19 protein-coding genes and 1 tRNA gene are annotated in these 19,378 nt (G+C 63.0%); 12 read left to right on the top strand and 8 right to left on the bottom strand.

The annotated features are described in order from the left end of the window. Positions 1-3 precede the first annotated feature (3 nt). On the bottom strand, positions 4-1,635 hold the full coding sequence (gene fliF, locus QQL79_RS00920; RefSeq protein WP_284387038.1) for a flagellar basal-body MS-ring/collar protein FliF: 1,632 nt from the start codon (positions 1,633-1,635) through the stop codon (positions 4-6). A gap of 157 nt (positions 1,636-1,792) precedes the next feature. On the opposite strand from fliF, the gene QQL79_RS00925 reads away from it, so the two are divergent. Continuing rightward, positions 1,793-2,407: a glutathione S-transferase family protein gene (locus QQL79_RS00925; RefSeq protein ID WP_284387040.1), complete on the top strand. Its 615-nt coding sequence runs from the start codon at positions 1,793-1,795 to the stop codon at positions 2,405-2,407. Positions 2,408-2,533: 126 nt separating this feature from the next. Here QQL79_RS00925 and sciP read toward each other — a convergent pair whose 3' ends face one another. The 3 genes from sciP to QQL79_RS00940 form a co-directional block, all read right to left on the bottom strand. Beyond that, positions 2,534-2,812, bottom strand: coding sequence for a CtrA inhibitor SciP (gene sciP, locus QQL79_RS00930; protein ID WP_035102845.1), 279 nt, complete (start codon positions 2,810-2,812; stop codon positions 2,534-2,536). Between the two features lie 209 nt (positions 2,813-3,021). Beyond that, positions 3,022-3,726 (bottom strand): flagellar hook assembly protein FlgD, encoded by a 705-nt coding sequence (locus QQL79_RS00935; protein WP_284387073.1) that lies wholly within the window; start codon positions 3,724-3,726, stop codon positions 3,022-3,024. 10 nt (positions 3,727-3,736) lie between these two features. Further along, positions 3,737-5,257 (bottom strand): flagellar hook-length control protein FliK, encoded by a 1,521-nt coding sequence (locus QQL79_RS00940; RefSeq protein ID WP_284387075.1) that lies wholly within the window; start codon positions 5,255-5,257, stop codon positions 3,737-3,739. 256 nt (positions 5,258-5,513) lie between these two features. Between QQL79_RS00940 and mnmA the strand changes: the two genes are divergently transcribed. From mnmA to QQL79_RS00955, 3 genes are all read left to right on the top strand, one after another. Further along, positions 5,514-6,668: a tRNA 2-thiouridine(34) synthase MnmA gene (mnmA, locus tag QQL79_RS00945; RefSeq protein WP_284387077.1), complete on the top strand. Its 1,155-nt coding sequence runs from the start codon at positions 5,514-5,516 to the stop codon at positions 6,666-6,668. Between the two features lie 5 nt (positions 6,669-6,673). Continuing rightward, a complete protein-coding gene (locus tag QQL79_RS00950; protein WP_284387080.1) occupies positions 6,674-7,561 on the top strand; it encodes a phosphotransferase family protein in 888 nt (295 codons plus the stop codon). A 124-nt stretch (positions 7,562-7,685) separates the two neighbouring features. Beyond that, a complete protein-coding gene (locus QQL79_RS00955) occupies positions 7,686-9,602 on the top strand; it encodes an acid phosphatase (protein WP_284387082.1) in 1,917 nt (638 codons plus the stop codon). Here QQL79_RS00955 and QQL79_RS00960 read toward each other — a convergent pair. Next, positions 9,599-9,811, bottom strand: a complete 213-nt coding sequence (locus QQL79_RS00960; RefSeq protein WP_284387083.1) for a hypothetical protein — start codon at positions 9,809-9,811, stop codon at positions 9,599-9,601. The genes QQL79_RS00955 and QQL79_RS00960 overlap by 4 nt on opposite strands. A 155-nt stretch (positions 9,812-9,966) precedes the next feature. On the opposite strand from QQL79_RS00960, the gene QQL79_RS00965 reads away from it, so the two are divergent. From QQL79_RS00965 to QQL79_RS00975, 3 genes are all read left to right on the top strand, one after another. Continuing rightward, positions 9,967-10,479: an RNA polymerase sigma factor gene (locus QQL79_RS00965; protein WP_284392783.1), complete on the top strand. Its 513-nt coding sequence runs from the start codon at positions 9,967-9,969 to the stop codon at positions 10,477-10,479. Continuing rightward, positions 10,476-12,587 carry a vWA domain-containing protein gene (locus tag QQL79_RS00970; protein ID WP_284387085.1) on the top strand — a complete coding sequence of 704 codons (2,112 nt, stop codon included), beginning with the start codon at positions 10,476-10,478 and terminating at the stop codon, positions 12,585-12,587. The genes QQL79_RS00965 and QQL79_RS00970 overlap by 4 nt, the downstream gene beginning before the upstream one ends. A gap of 79 nt (positions 12,588-12,666) precedes the next feature. Beyond that, positions 12,667-13,371, top strand: coding sequence for a hypothetical protein (locus tag QQL79_RS00975; RefSeq protein ID WP_284387087.1), 705 nt, complete (start codon positions 12,667-12,669; stop codon positions 13,369-13,371). A 40-nt stretch (positions 13,372-13,411) separates the two neighbouring features. Here QQL79_RS00975 and QQL79_RS00980 read toward each other — a convergent pair whose 3' ends face one another. Beyond that, positions 13,412-14,362, bottom strand: coding sequence for a ring-cleaving dioxygenase (locus tag QQL79_RS00980; RefSeq protein ID WP_284387089.1), 951 nt, complete (start codon positions 14,360-14,362; stop codon positions 13,412-13,414). A 262-nt stretch (positions 14,363-14,624) separates the two neighbouring features. On the opposite strand from QQL79_RS00980, the gene QQL79_RS00985 reads away from it, so the two are divergent. Both QQL79_RS00985 and QQL79_RS00990 read left to right on the top strand, forming a co-directional pair. Beyond that, positions 14,625-14,701: transfer RNA gene (locus tag QQL79_RS00985), tRNA-Met, on the top strand. A gap of 189 nt (positions 14,702-14,890) precedes the next feature. Next, positions 14,891-15,484 (top strand): hypothetical protein, encoded by a 594-nt coding sequence (locus tag QQL79_RS00990; RefSeq protein WP_284387091.1) that lies wholly within the window; start codon positions 14,891-14,893, stop codon positions 15,482-15,484. Here QQL79_RS00990 and QQL79_RS00995 read toward each other — a convergent pair. Further along, the gene (locus QQL79_RS00995; RefSeq protein WP_284387092.1) at positions 15,460-16,254 is read right to left on the bottom strand and encodes an AraC family transcriptional regulator; all 795 of its coding nucleotides are present in this window, start codon (positions 16,252-16,254) and stop codon (positions 15,460-15,462) included. The two genes, QQL79_RS00990 and QQL79_RS00995, sit on opposite strands and share 25 nt — an antisense overlap. A gap of 94 nt (positions 16,255-16,348) precedes the next feature. Here QQL79_RS00995 and QQL79_RS01000 point away from each other — a divergent pair, with 94 nt between their 5' ends. Continuing rightward, entirely contained in the window at positions 16,349-17,566 is a 1,218-nt protein-coding gene (locus QQL79_RS01000) for an MFS transporter (RefSeq protein ID WP_284387094.1), read from the top strand. Between the two features lie 62 nt (positions 17,567-17,628). Here the strand turns inward: QQL79_RS01000 and QQL79_RS01005 are convergent, their stop codons facing one another. Next, positions 17,629-18,030, bottom strand: coding sequence for a GFA family protein (locus QQL79_RS01005; protein WP_284387096.1), 402 nt, complete (start codon positions 18,028-18,030; stop codon positions 17,629-17,631). Between the two features lie 152 nt (positions 18,031-18,182). Between QQL79_RS01005 and QQL79_RS01010 the strand changes: the two genes are divergently transcribed. Together QQL79_RS01010 and QQL79_RS01015 are read left to right on the top strand one after the other, a co-directional pair. Further along, a complete protein-coding gene (locus tag QQL79_RS01010; protein WP_284387098.1) occupies positions 18,183-18,365 on the top strand; it encodes a hypothetical protein in 183 nt (60 codons plus the stop codon). A 109-nt stretch (positions 18,366-18,474) separates the two neighbouring features. After that, positions 18,475-19,350, top strand: coding sequence for a helix-turn-helix domain-containing protein (locus tag QQL79_RS01015; protein ID WP_370461155.1), 876 nt, complete (start codon positions 18,475-18,477; stop codon positions 19,348-19,350). Positions 19,351-19,378 lie beyond the last annotated feature (28 nt).

Raw genomic sequence — 19,378 nt, forward strand, 5'->3', positions numbered from 1 at the left:
CGACTACGCCGCGTTACTTAGCCAGTCGCGCACGATCAGCGCGGCCTGCTTGGGATTTTCTTCAACCAGGGTGCCGACGGTCTTGAGCGTCTGCAGCTGGGTTTCGCCCATGGTGCGGGCATTGGCGACCCAGGCCGGCGTCTTGTCGCGCGGCTCTTCGGCATTGTCGGCCAGCACTTCGCCATTGGCCGCCAGCACGCCATGGTGGCTGACTTCGGCGGCGGTGGGCAGGGCCAGGGGCTGGCTTTCGGGGGTCAGCACTTTCTTGAGCAGCGGGCGCATGACGAAGAAGACCAGCGCCAGGGCAATGAGCAGGGTGACGGCCATTTCGGCGCCGTTCATCAGGTCGTCGCGGGTGAAATCGAGCAGGCCCGATGCCGCGTCGGTGCCGGGGGCTGCCAGTTCGGGCCGCTCGGCAAACTGCATGTTGACCACTTCGACGCTGTCGCCGCGCGTTTCCGAATAACCGACGGCGGAGCGGACCAGCGTCAGGATCTGGGCGATCTCGTCGGCGCTGCGCGGGGTATAGACCGGCGCGCCCTGCGGATCGGTGGAATAGATCCCATCGACCACGACGGCGACCGAGAGGCGCTTGACGGCGCCCGCTTCGGTAACGGCGGTCTGGGTGGTCCTGGAAATCTCGTAATTGGTGACTTCTTCGCTCGATGTGCCCTGCTCGGTCGTGCCGGCGGCACCATTGTTCTGGCTGGCGCCGGGCAATTCGTTGGCGACGGTCACCTGGCCATTGGCGCCATTGGTGAGGTTCTGGTTTTCGCGCAGCTGGGTGGAACGAACCACCTGCCCATCGGGGTCGAAGGTTTCCTGGGTGGTGGTGGAGCGGTTGAAATCTACCTCGGCGGAGACTTCGACGCGGGCCCGGCCAGCACCCACGACATTGGCCAGCATGTCCTCGAGGCGGGTGCGCAGGCGGTTCTCATAGGCCAGGGTTCGCTCTGCCGCCTGGCCGGACATGGCGCCGACCGCGTCGTCCTCGGTGCCGGAAGCCAGGAGATTGCCCTGGTCGTCGACGATGGAGACGCGGGTGGGCGTCAGCCCCTCGATGGCGGAGGCGACAAGATGCTGGATGGCGCGGATTTCGCCATTGGACAGCTGCCCGCGCACCGAGAGCACGATGGAGGCCGAGGGGTCCTTGCGCTCGCGGCGGAACAATTCGCGCTCGGGCAGCACCAGATGCACCCGGGCAGATTTGATGCGGGTGAGCGAGGCGATGGTGCGGGCCAATTCGCCTTCGAGAGCGCGAACATTGTTGATGTTCTGCACGAAGCTGGTGGCGCCCAGGGTCGATTGCTGGTCGAATATCTCGTAGCCGACCTGGCCGCGCTGGGGCAGGCCGGAACTTGCCAGGCTCATGCGCAGGGTGGTGATCTGGTCGCGCGGCACCAGGATGGTGTCGCCTTCCCCACGCAGCTCGAAGGGCACGTTCTGCGTCTGCAGTTCGGTCACAATCGCCGAGGAATCTTCGAGCGACAGCCCGGTATAGAGCGGCGCCAGATTGGGGGCCTGGGCCCGCATGATCAGGAAACCGAAAAAGCCGAGCATCAACACCGCTACCGTGGCCATAGCCGCGAGACGGGGCAGGCCAATGCGATTAATGAGCTGGGTAAGATTGTCCACGCCGGCACTCGATTCGAAGGGGGCCACGCGACGCAAACGAACACCGGGACCGATGGGCAAAAATTACCTAGCAGATGGTAAACATTGTCTTAACTCCCCGTTGCAGTTTGCGAATTTGGGCAGAAAGTGCCCAGTTGAGTGAAGGAAAGGTGAAGCGATGAAGGTTTTGGGACGGGTCACGTCGATCAATGTGCGCAAAGTGCTGTGGGCGCTGGACGAATTGGGGCTGGGCTATGAGCGGGAGGATTGGGGCCTGCCGCTGCGCGATCCGAAAGTGCCCGAATTCCTGGCGCTCAACCCCAATGGCCAGGTGCCGGTGCTGGTCGAGAACCAGTTCGTGTTGTGGGAAAGCAACGCCATCCTGATCTATCTGGCCGAGCGGGAGGGCAAGCTATTGCCCCGCCAGCTCGAATTGCGGGCGCGGGCGCTGCAATGGCTGGTCTGGCAATCGACCGAGCTTAATCCGCCCTGGGGCTATGCGGTGAACGCGCTGATCCGCAAGACGCCGGGCTATGACGATGCCGACAAGGTTGCGGCCTCGATTGCCGGCTGGTCGGCCAAGATGGACATTCTCGAGGCGCAATTGGCGCGGGGCCAGGCTTTCGTTGCGGGAGATGAGTTCACCATTGCCGATATCGCGCTTGCTTTGTCGGTGCATCGCTGGATGAGCCTGCCGGCCGAGAAGAAGGAGTTCGCGGCGGTGGCGGATTATTATGAGCGGATGATGGCGAGGGAAGCGGGGGCAAGGTGGATGGGCCCCGAGACGCCTTAGGGAATGAAGGCCCCTCTCTGGCCTTCCCCACAGGGGGTGAGCCTGTGGGCGGGCGAGATTGTGCCAAAACAAAACCCGCCGCGGCCATGCCGGGCGGGTTTTGAAACTCATGGATGCGGGACCGGATCAGCCTTCGCGGTAGTGCTGGATCCAGGTGGTGCGCAATCCGGCAAGGCCATGCTTGTCGATGGCGGCCTGCCAGTTGAGGAATTCATCGACGCTCAAGGTGTAGCGATCGCAGGCCTCTTCAAGGCTGAGCAATCCACCGCGCACTGCTGCGACGACTTCGGCTTTACGGCGGATGACCCACCTCCGCGTATTGGCGGGGGGAAGGTCTGCAATCGTGAGCGGACTACCGTCCGGTCCGATAACGTACTTAACGCGTGGACGCATTTGTACGGTCATTTTACTCTCTACTCAAACCTGACCATATGAGCAGAGACTAAGGCAACGGCCTTAAAATTCAGCTAAGGGGAAACTTACAACAGGTTAAGAATGCGCTGCGATTTCAAGGGATTGAATCGTCGCAATAAAGACCAGAAGAGGCTTTGGGAAATACCGCAGCGCTCGCCGCAAACTCTTGGCGAGCAATGGCTTTCGACTCTTGGCTGCTATCAGCTGTCGGTTTCGTCGTCGCTATCGGCCGGCGGCGGCGTGGTGGCGGCTGGTATCTTCACATTGGTCACGTCCGACAGCAGGATCTTGCCGGTGCCGACGGTCAGGATGGGCTGGGCGCCCGAGAAATCGACGGCGGTGACGACGCCCACGGTGGAGGTGGAAATCTTGATCGTATTGCCGGCCAGATTGGTGCCCTTGATGTCGATCGTATAGATGCCGTCCGGCTGGGTATTGCCGTCCGAACCCTTGCCAGTCCACAGGAAGTTGCCCGGGCCTTTTTCGAGTGACCCGGTCTCGGTATAGACCACCTGCCCATTGGCATTCTTGATGGTGACCGTGGCGTTGGCGACCTGGGCTTCGGCATTGAAGGCCCAGGTGGCGCCGCCATCCTTGAGCTGGGCGGTGGTGCCGGCGGCGGTCACTTCCTTGCCGATATAGGAAACGGCATCGGTCTTGCCCGAGCTCTGAGTCGATTGCAGCAGGCTTTCGAGGAATTCATTGGTCTTGAGCTGCTGCTCGACGCCGGTGAATTGCACCAATTGGGCGGTGAACTGGTTGGTATCGAGCGGATCGAGCGGGTTCTGGTTCTTCAGCTGGGTAGTCAGGATATTGAGAAAGGTGTCGAAATTCTCGGCAATGGTGGTGCGCGAGCCGCTGAGGGCACTGGTATTGGTGTTGCTCGAAACGCTATCGACGGCCATGGCCTGATCCCTACGCGATGATGTTGACGCCGCTGGCCGTGAGGCTGCCGCGATAGAGGTTGATGGTGGGGGCCGGAACGTCCTCGGCCTCGGTGGGCGCGTCGCTGCCGCCAAAGCGGGAGCCGCGGCCATTGCCGTCCTGGCCCTGCTGGCCGCCATTGAAGGGGTTCTGCTTCAGGGAAAATTCGAGATTGGTCTTGGCGCTGTCGAGGCCCGCCTGTTGCAGCGCCCGTTCCAGGCCCCGCTGGTCGCGTTGCATCAGATCGAGCGTTTCGGCCTTTTCCACGGTCAGCCTGGCATTGACCTTGCCCGAGGCGTCGATATCGAGGCGGACATCGACGCGGCCCAGTTCGGCCGGATCGAGCCGGATCTGGAAGCGGGTATTGCCGTCGGTGGCCTGGCGGGCAACTTCGAAGGCCAGTTGCGGCAGGTTGAGCTGCTGCTGGCTGGTCTGGTAGCCGGTCTGGATAATGCGCGGCGCGAGCAGGGGATCGATGCGCGCGGTCTGCTGCTGGGCCGATTGGGACGGGGCCTGGGCTTCGGGCTGCTTGTCGAGCACGGGGGCTGCAGGCGCGGCGGCGGTCTTGATCTCGGGCTCGCGCGGCTTGCCGTCATCGGGTTTGGCGCCGGTATCGGTCTGCGGCTTGTCGCCGGTTATGGGCTTGGCGGCGATTTCGCTCTCGGCGCCGGGGGCCGGGTCGGCAGTGGGCTCGGTCTTGACCTCGGCGGTCTTGCCGGTCAGCACGGGTTCAGTGAGCTTGAGCTCGGGCGTGGCCAGCGGTTGGGCATTGGCCGTGGCGTCTACCTTGATGGCGGTGCGGGCGGCGAGCCGGTCGAGCGCGGTCTGCAATTCGGGGTCGATGCCGGTCTCTGCGTCCATGCCCAGGGCGGCGAGGGCCTCGGTCGCGTCGTCGCCAGTGCTGAGGCCCTTGGCGAGCGCAGCCAGCTTGCGGCCCATTTCGGCCAATTGCTGGGCGAGTTCGGCATCGGCCGCGGTTTGCGCGGTGGTGTCGTCCTGCAGCGTCAGCGCCAGCGGAGCGAGGGCCTTGGCCAGTTGATCCTCAAAGCTGGCCGGGTCGGCAAGAGCGCCATTGGCCATTGCCGTCAGCTCTGCCGTGCTGGGCAGTGCGTCGAGCGAAATGCCCAGGGCCTGGGCCAGCGCGTCGAGCGCGGCGGCGAGGCCGGTCAACTCTTCCTGGGTGGGGGCCTTGCCGGCTTCAAGTGCTGCGCTGAGCTTGGCGAGACGATCGAGCAGGTCGCTCAATTCGGATGCGGGCGCTGGCTGGATGGGCGTCGTTGCCTCGACCGGAGCGGCGACCGCCTCGGTGTCATCGGTGGGCCTGTCCTGGTCGGCATCGGGTTTGGCAGGCTCGTTCGCAGGTGGTGCGGGGGGCTTTGGTTTGGCGGGGGCCGGCTTGGTGTCGCCAAGCAGGGCGGCGAAATCGTCGCGCGGGGCCGGGGCCTGGTTGTTGAGGCCCTTGCTGATCGTGCCGGCGGCAGTGGAGGTGATGACGGTCAGGTTTGATGCCACGCTACGCGGACCCGTGAAGATGAGACTAATCCGGCAAGAGCAATGCAAGCGGGGTGCCAGTTTGAATTGTTGTTTTAATTCAATGGTTTGAATTTTCCGGCGGATGACTGGTGGTGGCCCGATCCGGCAGAAAGGGAGGGGCGGCGGCAATTGTTGCCGGGTTCTCTCCGCCGGCCGATTGCACGGGCGGGCGGAAGGGAGTATGGAGCGGGCCTTAAATTCGTCCGCTGGCCCTTGAACCCAACCGGATAGAGGAATGATGTTGAACTCGCTTGATATTGCCAAGCGTCCTGAAGACACGCGCGTTGTCGTTGCGATGTCGGGGGGCGTGGATTCTTCGGTCGTGGCGGGCCTGTTGGCCCGGCAGGGCTATGACGTCGTCGGCGTCACACTCCAGCTTTACGATCATGGCGAAGCCACCCACCGCAAGGGGGCGTGCTGCGCCGGGCAGGATATCCACGATGCGCGGCGCGTAGCCGCCACGCTGGGCATTCCCCATTATGTGCTCGATTATGAAGAGCGCTTCAAAAAGAGCGTTATCGCGCCTTTCGCCAATGCCTATCAGCAGGGCGAAACGCCAGTGCCCTGCATTGCCTGCAACCAGTCGGTCAAGTTCGTCGACCTGATGACGGTGGCGCAGGATCTGGGCGCCGATGCGTTGGCGACCGGGCATTATGTGCAGAGCAAGCTTGGTGCGGATGGGCGGCGGCAGTTGTTCCGCCCGGTCGACGCAGAGCGCGACCAGACCTATTTCCTGTTCGCCACCACCCAGGAACAGCTCGATTACCTGCGCTTTCCGCTGGGCGGCATGGGCAAGGCCGAGGTGCGCGAACTGGCGCGGGAGATGGGGCTGGAAATTGCCGACAAGCATGACAGCCAGGACATCTGCTTCGTGCCGCAGGGCAAATATGCCGACATCATCCGCAAGATGCATCCCGAGGCGGTGGCACAGGGCGAGATCGTCCATCTCGACGGCCGGGTGTTGGGCACGCATGAAGGTATCGTCAATTACACGGTCGGGCAGCGCAAGGGCCTGGGCGTGGCGGCGGCCGAGCCGCTCTATGTCATCAAGCTCGAGCACAAGACCGGGCGGGTGATCGTGGGGCCGCGCGAGGCGCTCAAGACGCATACCGTGCGGCTGCGCGACGTCAATTGGCTGGGTGGCCGGCCGCTGGCCGAGCTGAGCGCCGGCAATGGTGCGCCGGTCGAGGTCAAGGTGCGTTCGACCCGTGGGCCGCAGCCGGCCGTGGTGCAGATGCGCGGCTCCGATGTCTATGTCACGCTGGTCAGCGGGGAATATGGCATCTCCCCAGGCCAGGCCTGCGTGTTTTATGCCGACGATACGGCGACGTCCGAAGTCTGGGGCGGAGGCTTTATCGCCGAGGCCGTTCCGGCGGTGTTCGCGGCGTAACAGAAATGGGCAAGCCGCTCATTTCGACGGAGCACGCCCGGCTGGCGCTTGCGGCGCGGTGGCCGGGCATCTCAGCATTCTCGCCATTGGTGGAAGGCGAGGAATCCCGGGCGTTTCGTTTTGAACGCGGCGGGCAGGATTTCGTGCTGCGCATCAATCGGGACCTTGGCGGCTTTGCCAAGGATGGCTTGGTGCAGCGGCTGTTCGGCACGGAGCTGCCGATCCCCGAAATCATGCTGGTGGGGCAGCTGGAGGATGGGCTGGGTTTTTGTATCTCGCGGCTTGCCCGGGGTGTGACGCTGCAGGCGCTGCCGGCCGATGGTCTGGCGCCGGCATTGCAGCCAGTTGCCGCGCTGCTGGAGAGCATGGCGGCAGTCGATGTGGGAGCAATCGAGGGCTTTGGGCCATTCGACGCGCAGGGCAAGGCGCCCTTTGCCCGATGGCCCGCCTTTGTGGCTGCTATCGGCGACCCCGCCCATTATGATTGGTCCCGTGTCGGAGTTGAGGGTGTTGCGCCGTGGCTGGAACAGGTGGCGGCCTTGTCCAAGGCCTGCCCTGAGGCGCGCCATCTGATGCATGGCGATTTCGGCTCAAACAATGTGCTGTTCGCGGATGGAAGGATCAGCGGCCTGATCGATTGGTCCGAAGCCATGGTGGGGGATGGGCTTTATGACGTGGCCAATATCCTGTTCTGGCGGACCTGGCTTGATTGCATGGAACAACAGTCCGTTTTCTTCGAGGTCAATCGCCCGGCCTGGCTCGCCCGTAGCGATGTGCTGCGGTGCTATCAACTCCGCATCGGGTTGGATTTGATCTATCAAAGCGCGCTGGCGGGTGATCGTCCGATGCTCGAATGGGCGCGGCAGCGGTGTGGGGACGTCGCCAATTTCTGAAATTGGCGCCGCTCCGGCGAGGGGGCCCGACCCGCAAATAGCGGTGAAACCTGCCGATCCGATACATGATTGACATGTAAGCCAGCTAGCACCCGCTCCGGTTCATCTCATACCGGAGACTCTCATGCTTTTGCGAAACCTGGGTCTGTCGACAGCGCTTGGTTTGCTGCTGACGAGCGGCGCCTTTGCCTATGACTTGCCTGCGCGACCCACTGGCCTGGGTTTTGCGGACGAGGCGCCCATTGCCGCCGATGTGCCCGCCTATGTCGATTTCGGCGCCACCAATCAGCGCGGTCAGGCCTGCATGTCCGACGTCGATGGTAATGCCGGTGTGCGCCTGCTCGCCGGGTTCCTCGATGTGTGGACACCCAGCACGCCCTTTGTCGATGCCGATGTGGAAGCTGCGGCCGAAGGCGATTGCGCGGCGGTGGCCAAAGCGGACTGGGATGGCGTTCCCGGCAGCGATACCGATGGTGCGGTCGTGGATGCCACGACCCATAAGGCCAATATCGACTACGTGATCGAGATCACCCGGTTGCGGACCCAAAGCGAGGCGGTGCAGGCCTATCTCGATGACCGCCGCGGCAAGAATGTGAGCATGATGGATGGCCTTGGCCCGCTATCGGATGCCTGGCGCGCGGGCGCATGGCAATCGAGCACCATCAGCTATGTGCCGGCTGATGCCGATGCCGTAAAATATGACGATAACGGCAATAATCGCGGTGTCGGCAGCCTGGTGGATGGCGAAGAGGCCAATGGCGATCTCGGTCTTGCGGTCGATCTGATCGTGGCGGCCAGCGCCGATGGCTCGACCGAACCGGCCAAGCGCTATTTCAAATATGCCCGGCCCTGGCGCTGGGCCATGGACGTATCAGTCCTGCCAACGCTGGAGCCGGCCAAGAGCGGTTCGCCCGGCACCGATGGCGGCTTTCCGAGCGGGCATACGGCCGAAGCCTGGCGCGATGGCTTGGCGCTGGCCTATCTCGTTCCCGAACGTTACCAGGAAATCCTGACGCGCTCGGTGGAAATGGGCGATAGCCGCATTCTGGCCGGCATGCATTCCCCGCTCGATGTCATTGGCGGCCGCATGCTGGGCACGGCCGTTGTGGTCTACAATTTCAACCGGCCGGAAAATGCCCAGCTCAAGCAGGATGCCTATGCCCAGGCGCAGGGCTGGCTGATGCGCCAGACCGGTGCGGCAACGCCGGCCGCGCTCTTTGCCGCTGCCCATGCCGCGCCGGTAGCCGAGGACCGCTTTGCCGATCCGGCCGCTAACCTCGCCTATGTCGCAAGCCGCACCAGCTATGGCTTTGCACCAGTGTCGGACAGCGCGGCGCCGGTCGTGGTGCCCAAGGGCGCCGAAGTGCTGCTCGAAACCCGGCTGCCTTATCTCAGCGCCGAACAGCGCCGCGTCGTGCTCAAGACCACGGCCTGGCCGGCCGGCTACCCGGTGATGAACGATGCCGAGGGCTTTGGCCGCCTCGACTATATCAAGGCCGCCGACGGCTATGGCGCTTTCGACGGCGATGTGGTCGTCACCATGGATGGGGCCCTGGGCGGGTTCAATGCCAGCGATAGCTGGCGCAACGATATCGCCGGCAAGGGTATGCTCACCAAGCAGGGCAGCGGCAGCCTGACGCTTGCCGGCAATAACAGCTATGCGGGTGGCACGGTCATCGAAGCAGGGCGCCTCACAGCGGACAATTCCGCTGCGCTGGGCAGCGGCGATGTCTATGTGGCCGGTGGCACGCTGGCGACCGGACAGGATGGCGTTGTGCTCAAGGGCAATTATACCCAGCTCGAAGGGGCAACGCTCCTGGTGATTGCCGCGACGACCGATAGCGCTGCGCTGGTGGTTGAAGGCAATATCGTGATCGAGGGTGGCACGCTCGACGTTCAGGGGCCTGCGACCGCAGGGGCCGTGCTGCAGATTGTCTCCGGACAGTCCGTTACAGGCCGCTTCACGCAGGTTCTCGTCAATGGCCAGCCGGCCGAGGCCAGCTATACCGGCACCGCCGTCAACGTGACCGTGGGCGGCTAGGGAGCCGTATTTTCCGTCGATGACTGCGCGGCTCCCGCCTCGGCGGGGGCCGCTTGCGTTGCGGCCGCATTGGCTTCGCGCAATTGCTGATAGGCGTTGATGCCGCCCAGCGAGGTCGAAATGGCGATCACGACCAGCAGGGCGCCAAGCGCCAGCAGCATGATGCGCGCGCGCGTCAGAGCGAAAGGGCTCAGTTTGGGTTCGTCCATCGGAAGACCTTTCAAAAAAACTGCTCAGAACCACCAAAGGAAGGGGTGAGAAGCGGCGTCTTAGCACTATAAGAGGCTGAAGGTTAAGGCTTGCGCGAGTGTTTGCCCCCGTGATGGGACTGTCTGCCGCACCACAGATCGATCATGCCGGTGCGTTGACGCGGGCGCTGGTGACCCGCGCGCAGAATGGCGATGCGGCGGCATTTGGTGAGCTGATCGAGGATCACTACGACCTGATCTACCGCACGGCCTGGAAATGGTGCGGCAACCGCACCGATGCCGAAGATGTGGCGCAGGATGTCTGCGTCAAGCTGGGCGGGGCGATTGCCGGCTTTGATGGCCGCAGCGCCTTTTCCAGCTGGGTTTACCGGATCACGCTCAATGCGGTGCGCGACATGCAGCGGGCGACCAGCCGGCGCGGCAAATATGCCGATGCCTATGCCGAGGTGAGCCCGGAAGACCAGCCGGCCGACCAGGAAGATGCGGCGACATCGCGCCAGCTCTGGGCGGCCGTACGGCAATTGCCCGAAAAGCAGCGCGACGCGGTGCTGCTGGTTTATGCGGAGGAATTGAGCCATGCGGCGGCGGCCGAAATCATGGGCATCAAGGAGGCCACGGTCTCCTTTCATGTCCATGAGGCGCGCAAGACCCTGAGGGGGCTGCTATGAGCGAGAACATGCACGATCCATTGACAGTGCTGAGCCAGGCCAAGGCGCCCGATGCGCGGGCCGACGCGAAAAAGCGCGCCCTCAGCGCCGGTATGGCCGCGTTTGAAGCGGCCCAGGCGCAGGCGGCACAGAAATCTGCAGAAGCGACCAAAGGAAACCGAAAAGGGCAGCGTCTCACGTCCATCATCTCAATCCTGAAAGGGAACTGGATCATGGATATGCGTCTTCCCATCGGCACGGCTGCCATTGCATTGCTCGTGCTGCCACTGGGTTACCAGCTTTACACCAGCACTTCGATGACGCCCGGCGTGAGCGCACCGGCGCAGACGGCGGCCAATAATCAGCCCGCCGAAGCGGTCGCGCCGCCGCCCGCGGCCACGCCTGAAACCACCATGCCGGTTAGTCCGGACCCGTTGGGTGCCGCAAGCCAGGACGCCGAGATTCCTGCCGTGCAGCAGGCGGAGCCGGCAGTGCCGGGCGATGAATTGCGCATGCGCCAGGACGCGGCTCCGCAATTCGGCAACAGCACGATCATGGCGCCGTCTGCCGCGCCGATCACGGTGCTGCCCGGGGCTGTGGCGCGCAATAGCGACAATTACATGCTGGCGGCCCCGGCCGAAGCCAGCGGGGACCAATTCACCAGCTTTGAGGAACAGCGCCTCAAGGTGGCGGCGGAAGAGCCGGTTTCGACCTTCTCCATCGATGTGGATACGGCCAGCTATTCCTATGTGCGGCGATCGCTGGAAGACGGCTATGTGCCTGAGCCCGACGCCGTGCGCGTCGAGGAATTGCTCAACTACTTCCCTTATGACTATGCCCCGGCGACAAGCGCGGACCAGCCGTTCCAGCCGACCATGGCCGTGTTCCCCACGCCCTGGAACCCCAAGACGCAATTGCTCGAAATCGGCATCAAGGGCTATGTGCCCCCGGCCGGCGAGGACAAGCCGAGCAATCTGGTGTTCCTGATCGATACCTCCGGGTCGATGGACGAGCCGGACAAACTGCCGCTGCTGCAGCGGGCGTTCGGGCTGCTGGTGGATCAGCTATCGGGCAATGACACGGTCTCGATCGTCGCCTATGCCGGTTCGGCCGGGGTGGTGCTGGAGCCGACCAAGGCAACGGACAAGGCCAAGATCCTGGCCGCGCTCGACCAGCTTTATGCCGGCGGCAGCACGGCGGGGGCCGAAGGCATCGAGCTCGCCTACAAGCTGGCCGAGCAGGCCAAGGTCGAGGGCGGCACCAACCGGGTGATCCTGGCCACTGATGGCGATTTCAATGTGGGGATCGACGACCCCGAAAAGCTCGAGGACTTCATCAAGGCCAAGCGCGATAGCGGCGTGACGCTCTCGGTGCTCGGCTTCGGCATGGGCAATCTGGACGACGCCACCATGCAGGCGCTGGCCCAGAACGGCAATGGCAATGCCAGCTACATCTCGAACTTCCGCGAGGCCCAGAAGGTGCTGGTGGAAGAGGTGGGATCGACCCTGCACATGATCGCCAAGGATGTGAAAATCCAGGTGGAGTTCAATCCCGCCGTGGTCAGCGAATACCGGCTGATCGGCTATGAGACGCGGGCGCTCAACCGCGAGGATTTCAACAATGACGCGGTCGATGCCGGCGATATCGGCGCCGGCCATACGGTGACCGCGCTGTATGAAATCACCCCGGTCGGTTCGGGCGGCGAGCTGGTCGATCCGTTGCGCTATGGCGGGGATGCTGCCGCGGCGGCTGGCGGGAACGAGGAAATCGCCTTCCTCAAGATGCGCTTCAAAATGCCCGACAGCGATGTCAGCCAGCTCATCGAGCAGGCCGTCACGCCCAGCGTGGTCTATGACGATATCAGCGCGGTGAGCGATGATGCGCGGTTCGCCGCGGCCGTGGCCGCCTTCGGGCAGAAGCTCAAGGGCTCCGACTATGTCCGGGGCATGAGCTGGGACGCGATCCGCGCGCTGGCCCAATCGGGCAAGGGCGCCGATGAAAGCGGCTATCGCGCCGAATTCATCCAATTGCTCAAGACCGCAGCGCTGCTCAAGCCGGATACGGCGCCCGCGGCGGATGCGGAAGAAGATGCCTGCGTTGCAGCGGGCGAAGCAGACAGCGCCTGTTGAGGGCTTCCAGGCGCTGGGGCGGGCTGGACAACCAGCCCGCCCGACTATCTGATGTCTCCGGTACGTGTCGGAGGCAAAATTGCGCAATTTCGATTTCAGCTCCTGGGAGAGCATTCTCACCACGCTGATCGGGCTGGCGCTCTTCACCCTGATCGGCATTGGCATCCGCCTTTTGATCATGGCCACGATCCAGCAGCGCCAGCAGCGGCTCAACCGGCAGATCAATGAGCGCCTGCGCACCCTGATGGCCGCTTACAAAGTATTGGGCGGCTCGTTCACCGGCACGCTGACCGTCGATCCCCGGCATTTGCGCGAACTGCATGCGGCGCCCCAATCGGAGGGCGAGGAGGCGGTCGAGGTGGTGGCGGGCCATCCCGGCTCGGACCGGACCCGGCGCATTCGCGATGCCGTCGAGGCGGCGCTGTCCGATATTCTGCTGCTGGGGACCGAGGAACAGGTGCGGCTGGCCGAGCGGGCGGCGCGCGAATTGATCGCCGGCCATCCCATCCATACCCACGAACTGGTCGTGTCGCTGCGCAATTTCATCCGCGCGGCACTCGATCTCGACCCGGTTCCGCCCGACCTCGCCATTCCGATGCAGGGGCCGACCCGGCCCTCTGGAGCGGGTGGCAAAGGCAGGGGCGAAGGAGGCGGAGAACGCGGCGGCCAGGGTGGCGGCGGCGGTGGTCAAGGCGGTGGTGGTGGCGGCGGAGGCGCCGGCATGGGCATGGGGCTCGGCCTGGGTGGCAGCAATGATCCCGATCCGCCCGGCCCGCGCGGATAAAGGGAAAGCCCCGCGCCTTTTTGGGCACGGGGCGGTTTGGCTAGACCAGCGGCTTGAGGTTGGCCTCGATGCTGGCGCGACGGGGTTCGAGGAAGGGCGGCAGGGCGAGCGTTTCGCCCAGGCTTTCCATCGGCTCGTCGGCGGCAAAGCCGGGGACATCGGTGGCGATCTCGAACAGGATGCCGTTGGGCTCGCGGAAATAGAGCGAGGTGAAGTAATAGCGCTCGACCTCGCCGCTGGAGCGAATGCCGGCCTGGGTCACCCGGGCAATCCACTGGCGCAGGCTATCCTGATCGGGCGTGCGGAACGCCACGTGGTGCACACCGCCGGCGCCGGGCCGGGCCGGAGCCAGGGTCGGATCGACAACGACATGCAGCTCGGCCGACGGGCCCCCCTCGCCCATTTCAAACACATGGGTTTCCCCGGTCGTGCTGGTGGCGGGATAGGTGCGGACCTTGCGCATGTTCATCACCTGGGTCAGCACGGCCTCGGTGCGGTCGAGCCGCGGTACCGCCAGCGAAATTGGGCCCAGCCCGATGATCTGCTTTTCAGCGGGAACCGGGCTCTTGTGCCAGGGCACGACCTTGTTGGCTGCATCGATCACCATGCGGAAGCGCTGGCCTTCGAAATCCTCGAAATCGAGCGAGACATGGCCATTGCGCTCCTTGATGGCGGAGGTCCCCACATTGTGGTTCTGCAAATGGTCCTTCCACCAGTTGAGTGTGTCTTCGCTGTCGACGCGCAGCCCGGTGCGGCTGACCGTGTGGTTGCCGCGCTTTTCGGGGCCGGTTTCGAAGTCGAAAAAGGTCAGGTCCGCGCCTGGCGAGGCAACGCCATCGCCATAGAACAGGTGATAGGCGGTGGTCTGGTCCTGGTTGACGGTCTTCTTGATCAGCCGCATACCCAAAGTCTGGGTATAGAAGGCCAGGTTCTTGCTGGCCTGGGCAGTAACGGCGGTGAGGTGGTGGATGCCTCCGAGCTGCAAAGTCATGGCTTGTGTCTCCTTCCGGCGGCGAACCGCGCTAACATTGCCCAAGATGTAGGACAGCGCGTTCGGCTTGTGCAGCGGGCTAATTCCAACAGGCTGTTGCCGATATCCGAACGATTGGCGATCGTTGTCGTTGCATTGGCATGATCGGGCATTTGTCATGGGGGTGGCGCAGGAGGGCGCTTGACAGGGCCAAAAGGCAAATCTAATACGTCCACAAGCTTACAAGCATAGCCGTCCGGACGTTTGACCGGCCGGCCCTTGTGGCGGAGTAGCTCAGTTGGTTAGAGCAGCGGAATCATAATCCGTGTGTCCCCAGTTCAAATCTGGGCTTCGCTACCAAATTCTCCCAGTGAAATCAGTCTGTTAGAATATAGGTTGATTTCACTGGGAATTAATCTCAATCCCCATTAGTCGGTCTGGTCACTCGCGCTGGTTTGGCGGAGTGCCTTTGTCTATACGTTCTGTCTTCTTGTAGGCAGCGCCCCGCAAACGGCGCTTCAGGCGGACGCGTTGATGGGGCAAAGCGCAATGAAATTGCCGTTCGACCAACACTATTTCTCACTCGATGAGTGCGAGTTCGTGCTTGTTACCCGCAAGTTCTATCCCCAGCCATTGCAAGTCGTTTTGATCTCGATTGCATTGATACCACTGATTGCTTTGGGCGCCTGGCAGAAAGGCCTCGATTTGTGGGTGAGCGCCGGTGTCATCGGTGGCACGGTGATCGCATCGCTCTTTTTTGTGCCTCTGCTCTTTCAACTTCGAACAGGTCAATTGGGTGCGGGCAATTATGTAGTGGGCAATATCACGAGTGTGATGGGACACGTGGATTGGCCGCCCATATGGAGCAACATACTGGCGGAACGGGCCGTCACCTATAATTGGTCCGAGATTGGACTGATAACACTGCGTGCTGAGCCTTGGGCTGTCGCTCCCAATAATTTTCAGCTGGAACTCGATTTTCATGATGGCAGGATGCGCCATTTGCGTGTGCCAAATCTGAATGCCGAAGACATGGAGAAATTTGCCGCTGTTCTGGAGCTGATAGCTCTTCGTCGCGGGATCCGCTTTCAATGGGGATCTGCTCATCGTCCCGTTCACTATGGCGGGCTGCGGTTGCCCTGAAAATATTGCCTTGGCGGGGCGCCGAGCATGCGTTTGAACATGGTGGTGAAGGCGGCGACGCTGTCATAGCCCAGGTCGAGGGCGACGCTGGTGACCGGCTCGCCATTGGCGAGGCGGGGAAGGGCGGTGAGCAGACATGCCTGCTGCCGCCAGAGCGACAGGCTCAGGCCGGTCTCGCGGCGAAAGGCGCGGGTGAAGGCGCGGCGGCTCATGGCGAGGGTCTGTGCCCAATCATCGATCACCAGATGGGGGGATGGGTTTTCGACAAAGCTGCGGCAGAGCGCAAAAAGGCGCGGTTCGGACGGAAAGGGCAGGCCGAGCGGGACTTCGGGCAGCTTGGCGATTTCCTCGAGCAGCAGCGCCATGACCAGGCTGGAGCGTGTCGCACGGTCTGCTGGCAGGGCGACCGCTTCGACAATGAGGGCGCGGGCCAGATCGGTCAGCCCTACGACGCGCACATTGCCGGACATGTCGGGCAGGGCGCTAGGCGCGACATAGATCGAAAGCATGTGGACATGGCCCAGCATATCGACGGCATGCGCGATCTCCGGTGGAATCCACAAGGCATGTTCGGGCGGAACCATCCAGCGGCCCTGGCTCGACGTCACCATGACAACGCCCTTGCGCGGATAGAGCAATTGCGCCCGGCTATGGTGATGCGGGGCGATGGAATGGCCCGCAGGGTAGTGCGAAGGCAGGGCATAGACCGGGCCGGAGGCGGCTTCGATCTGTTCCAGCCGCTGGGCATGCAGGATTGTATGGTTGATCATGGTCTTGGCCCACTCGCGAAACAAGTGGACCAGAACACGAATGCGGGACAGGGGCAATTGGTCTATCGAAAAGGCTTCAATATGGAGCGATATCGTGACGAATAGTGCAGTGGCCGCAGACAGGGACGCGGGAGAACAGACGGCCTTTGCCGTGATCATGGCGGTGAGTTTCTGCCATCTGCTCAACGACACGATGCAGTCGCTTATTCCGGCGCTCTATCCGATGATCAAGGAGGACTACGCGCTCGATTTCACCCAGATCGGCTTTCTCGGCCTGGTGTTTCAGGTGACGGCCTCGCTGCTGCAGCCCCTGATCGGGATCTATACCGACAAGCGCCCGCTGCCCTATTCGCTGAGCGTGGGAATGGGCTTTACCCTGATCGGTCTCGCCACTCTTGCTTTTGCGCATTCCTATTGGATGCTGCTGGTGGGCGGGGCAGTGATGGGGCTGGGCTCGGCGGTGTTTCACCCCGAAGCCTCGCGCGTGGCGCGGCTGGCTTCGGGCGGGCGGCATGGGCTGGCGCAATCACTGTTTCAGGTGGGCGGCAATTTCGGCTCGGCCGTGGGCCCCTTGCTGGCCGCCTTCATCGTCCTGCCGCGCGGGCAGGGCAGCGTTGCCTGGTTTTCGCTGGCGGCGCTGCTGGGCATGGGCATTCTGTTTCAGGTGGGCAATTGGTATAGTCGCCATCGCGCTGCCAACCGGACGCGCACGAGCGCAACGCCGGCTGTGAGCCTGCCGCGCAAGACGGTCATCACGGCCATTGCCGTGCTGGCGCTGCTGGTGTTCTCCAAATACCTCTATATGAGCAGTCTTTCGAGCTTTTATACCTTCTACATGATGGATCGCTTTGCCGTTTCGGTGCAGGACGCGCAGATTTTGCTGTTCGTCTTCCTGGGCGCGGTGGCGATCGGCACAGTGGCCGGCGGGCCGGTGGTGGATTGGTTCGGCACCAAATTCGTGATCTGGCTGTCGATCCTGGGGGCGCTGCCCTTCACGCTGACACTGCCCTATGCCGACTACACCTGGACGGTCATTCTGACCTTCATCATCGGCGTGATCCTGGCGTCAGCCTTCTCGGCCATTGTGGTTTTTGCGCAGGAATTGGTGCCGGGCCGGGTCGGAATGATTGCCGGGCTGTTCTTTGGCTTCGCCTTCGGCATCGGGGGCATTGGCGCGGCCGTGCTGGGAATTGTGGCAGACCAGACCAGCGTCGAGTTCGTCTTCCAGGTCTGTTCCTATCTGCCGCTATTGGGTCTGCTGACCATTTTCCTGCCCGATATCGGCAAGGGGCGGCGGGCAAAGGCAGCGTGATTGACATTGGAGAGGCGCTCGCGGCCCAGGTCGCGGCGCCTCCCGTCCGCTTGCTGAGGGACTTATTGTCCGTCCGGCGGCAGGTTGAGCGTGACCCAGCTATGTTGACTGCGTTCGTAAACGGCCTGCTGGGGGGCGGGGAAGTGGGGGTCGGCGAAGGCGCCGAGGGCCAGGGCGATGTGGGCGGGTTTGCGTTCGGGATACCAGAATATCGTGCTGCCGCAGTTCGGGCAGAAATGATGCCGCAGCGGGAGCCCGCTATCGCCGATGCGCTGGTAGATGTGCGATGAGCCCGTAATCACCACGGCTTCCTTGCGGAAAAAGACCGCTATGCCAAAGGCGCTGCCGGTCCGGCGCTGGCATTCAAGGCAATGACAGACCGATATCTTCTCGGGCGCACCGCTGCATTCGACATGCAATTGGCCGCAGGAACATTGCGCGGTTCTGGTCTCTGGCTCGGTCATTTTTTGCCTCGTTCCCCGATTGTGCGAGGGGCAGGGGCGAAAGGCAATATGGCCTGCGCCATCGCCCGCAGCGATACAGCCCGCCGGCCGGCTGCAACCGGCACCGGCGTTTGAGGGTTACTTCAAAACATCGTGGATTGAAGGAGGACATCATGGCCGACAGGGACTATGGCGACGGCGGATTTCTCGAGCCGTTCTTTCTGCTGGCAGCGATATTGTGGATCGGTGGCGCGCTGCTGTTCGTATCCGTCGCGGCCATGGGGACAGCGCGGACCGGCAATGCGCCGCCGGCAGCGACCCAGGCCCCGGCCGCCGAAGCAAGCCAGACTCCCTGACCCGCCAGTCAATCCCGCCTGGCTGCGCTTTGCATATGCCGCAAAAATATGATAAAACTACTCAGTTTATACATTGGGGCATATTCCGATCTTGCACTACTGGCCTGCCATGACCTGGCGCACCGAGGGCATCCGCGTGACCGATCCGGTCAAGTGGCGGTGTCTGGATGGATTGATGGGAGCATTCTGGGAGGCCGAATGCCTCACGGGCGCCAGCGGCTATTACCTGGCCGATGATCCGCGCATCATGTTTTTCTTCAACGACGTGTCCGGCAAGGTCCGTATTTCCAATCACGATGGCGATTTTGTCCGCCAGCACCGGCCGATGACGCGGGCCATTTATATCCCCGCGGGCGTTCCGTTGTGGACCAATGTCGAATCCACCCACCACGTCACCCATCTCAACCTGCATATCCACAAAGACCGGCTGCTGCGGTTTCTGGCGCCTTCGGTGGGGCGGTCCGCGGCGCTGGCGGCCCTGCGCCGACCGGTCGAAATCCAGGATGTCGGCGCCATCGAGGCCCTGGCCAAGCTACTGGTGGGGGAAATTTCAGCGCCTTCCCGCCATGCGGTCTATGCGGAAAGCCTTGTCGGCAGCATTGTCGCCGGCCTTCTGGACATTCCGGAGCGGCCGGGTGACCAGGTCGAGGGCCGGTTGACCCAGGGGCAGATGAACAAGCTGACGTTGCGCGCCAATACGCCCGGCAATGGCCGGCTTTCCGTGGCGGAAATGGCCGATGCGGTGGGGCTGTCGGAAAGCTGGTTCAGTACGGTCTTCAAGCAGACGACGGGAAAGACGCCATTGCAATGGCAATTGGAGCGGCGGGTGGAGAGCGCCAAGAGGCTGCTGGCAGAGACCGATCTCAGCGTTGCCAATATCGCCGCCCAGCTCGAATTTTCTGATCAGGCGCATTTGACCAAGGTTTTCCGGCACGTGGCGGGGGAAACGCCGGCGGCGTGGCGGCGGATACAGCAGGTTCGCTAGGCCGCTGATTTCAGGATTGGGCCTTCTG

This window comes from Devosia yakushimensis (assembly GCF_030159855.1).
GTDB classification, from domain to species: Bacteria; Pseudomonadota; Alphaproteobacteria; order Rhizobiales; family Devosiaceae; genus Devosia; species Devosia yakushimensis.

What these genes read in the sequence shown, in the direction of transcription:
- QQL79_RS00925 (WP_284387040.1), top strand. Translation starts at nt 1,793, where the DNA reads ATGAAGGTTTTGGGACGGGTCACGTCGATCAATGTGCGCAAAGTGCTG.
- sciP (WP_035102845.1), bottom strand. Translation starts at nt 2,812, where the DNA reads ATGACCGTACAAATGCGTCCACGCGTTAAGTACGTTATCGGACCGGAC.
- QQL79_RS00935 (WP_284387073.1), bottom strand. Translation starts at nt 3,726, where the DNA reads ATGGCCGTCGATAGCGTTTCGAGCAACACCAATACCAGTGCCCTCAGC.
- mnmA (WP_284387077.1), top strand. Translation starts at nt 5,514, where the DNA reads ATGATGTTGAACTCGCTTGATATTGCCAAGCGTCCTGAAGACACGCGC.
- QQL79_RS00950 (WP_284387080.1), top strand. Translation starts at nt 6,674, where the DNA reads ATGGGCAAGCCGCTCATTTCGACGGAGCACGCCCGGCTGGCGCTTGCG.
- QQL79_RS00955 (WP_284387082.1), top strand. Translation starts at nt 7,686, where the DNA reads ATGCTTTTGCGAAACCTGGGTCTGTCGACAGCGCTTGGTTTGCTGCTG.
- QQL79_RS00960 (WP_284387083.1), bottom strand. Translation starts at nt 9,811, where the DNA reads ATGGACGAACCCAAACTGAGCCCTTTCGCTCTGACGCGCGCGCGCATC.
- QQL79_RS00970 (WP_284387085.1), top strand. Translation starts at nt 10,476, where the DNA reads ATGAGCGAGAACATGCACGATCCATTGACAGTGCTGAGCCAGGCCAAG.
- QQL79_RS00980 (WP_284387089.1), bottom strand. Translation starts at nt 14,362, where the DNA reads ATGACTTTGCAGCTCGGAGGCATCCACCACCTCACCGCCGTTACTGCC.
- QQL79_RS00990 (WP_284387091.1), top strand. Translation starts at nt 14,891, where the DNA reads ATGAAATTGCCGTTCGACCAACACTATTTCTCACTCGATGAGTGCGAG.
- QQL79_RS00995 (WP_284387092.1), bottom strand. Translation starts at nt 16,254, where the DNA reads ATGATCAACCATACAATCCTGCATGCCCAGCGGCTGGAACAGATCGAA.
- QQL79_RS01005 (WP_284387096.1), bottom strand. Translation starts at nt 18,030, where the DNA reads ATGACCGAGCCAGAGACCAGAACCGCGCAATGTTCCTGCGGCCAATTG.
- QQL79_RS01010 (WP_284387098.1), top strand. Translation starts at nt 18,183, where the DNA reads ATGGCCGACAGGGACTATGGCGACGGCGGATTTCTCGAGCCGTTCTTT.
- QQL79_RS01015 (WP_370461155.1), top strand. Translation starts at nt 18,475, where the DNA reads ATGACCTGGCGCACCGAGGGCATCCGCGTGACCGATCCGGTCAAGTGG.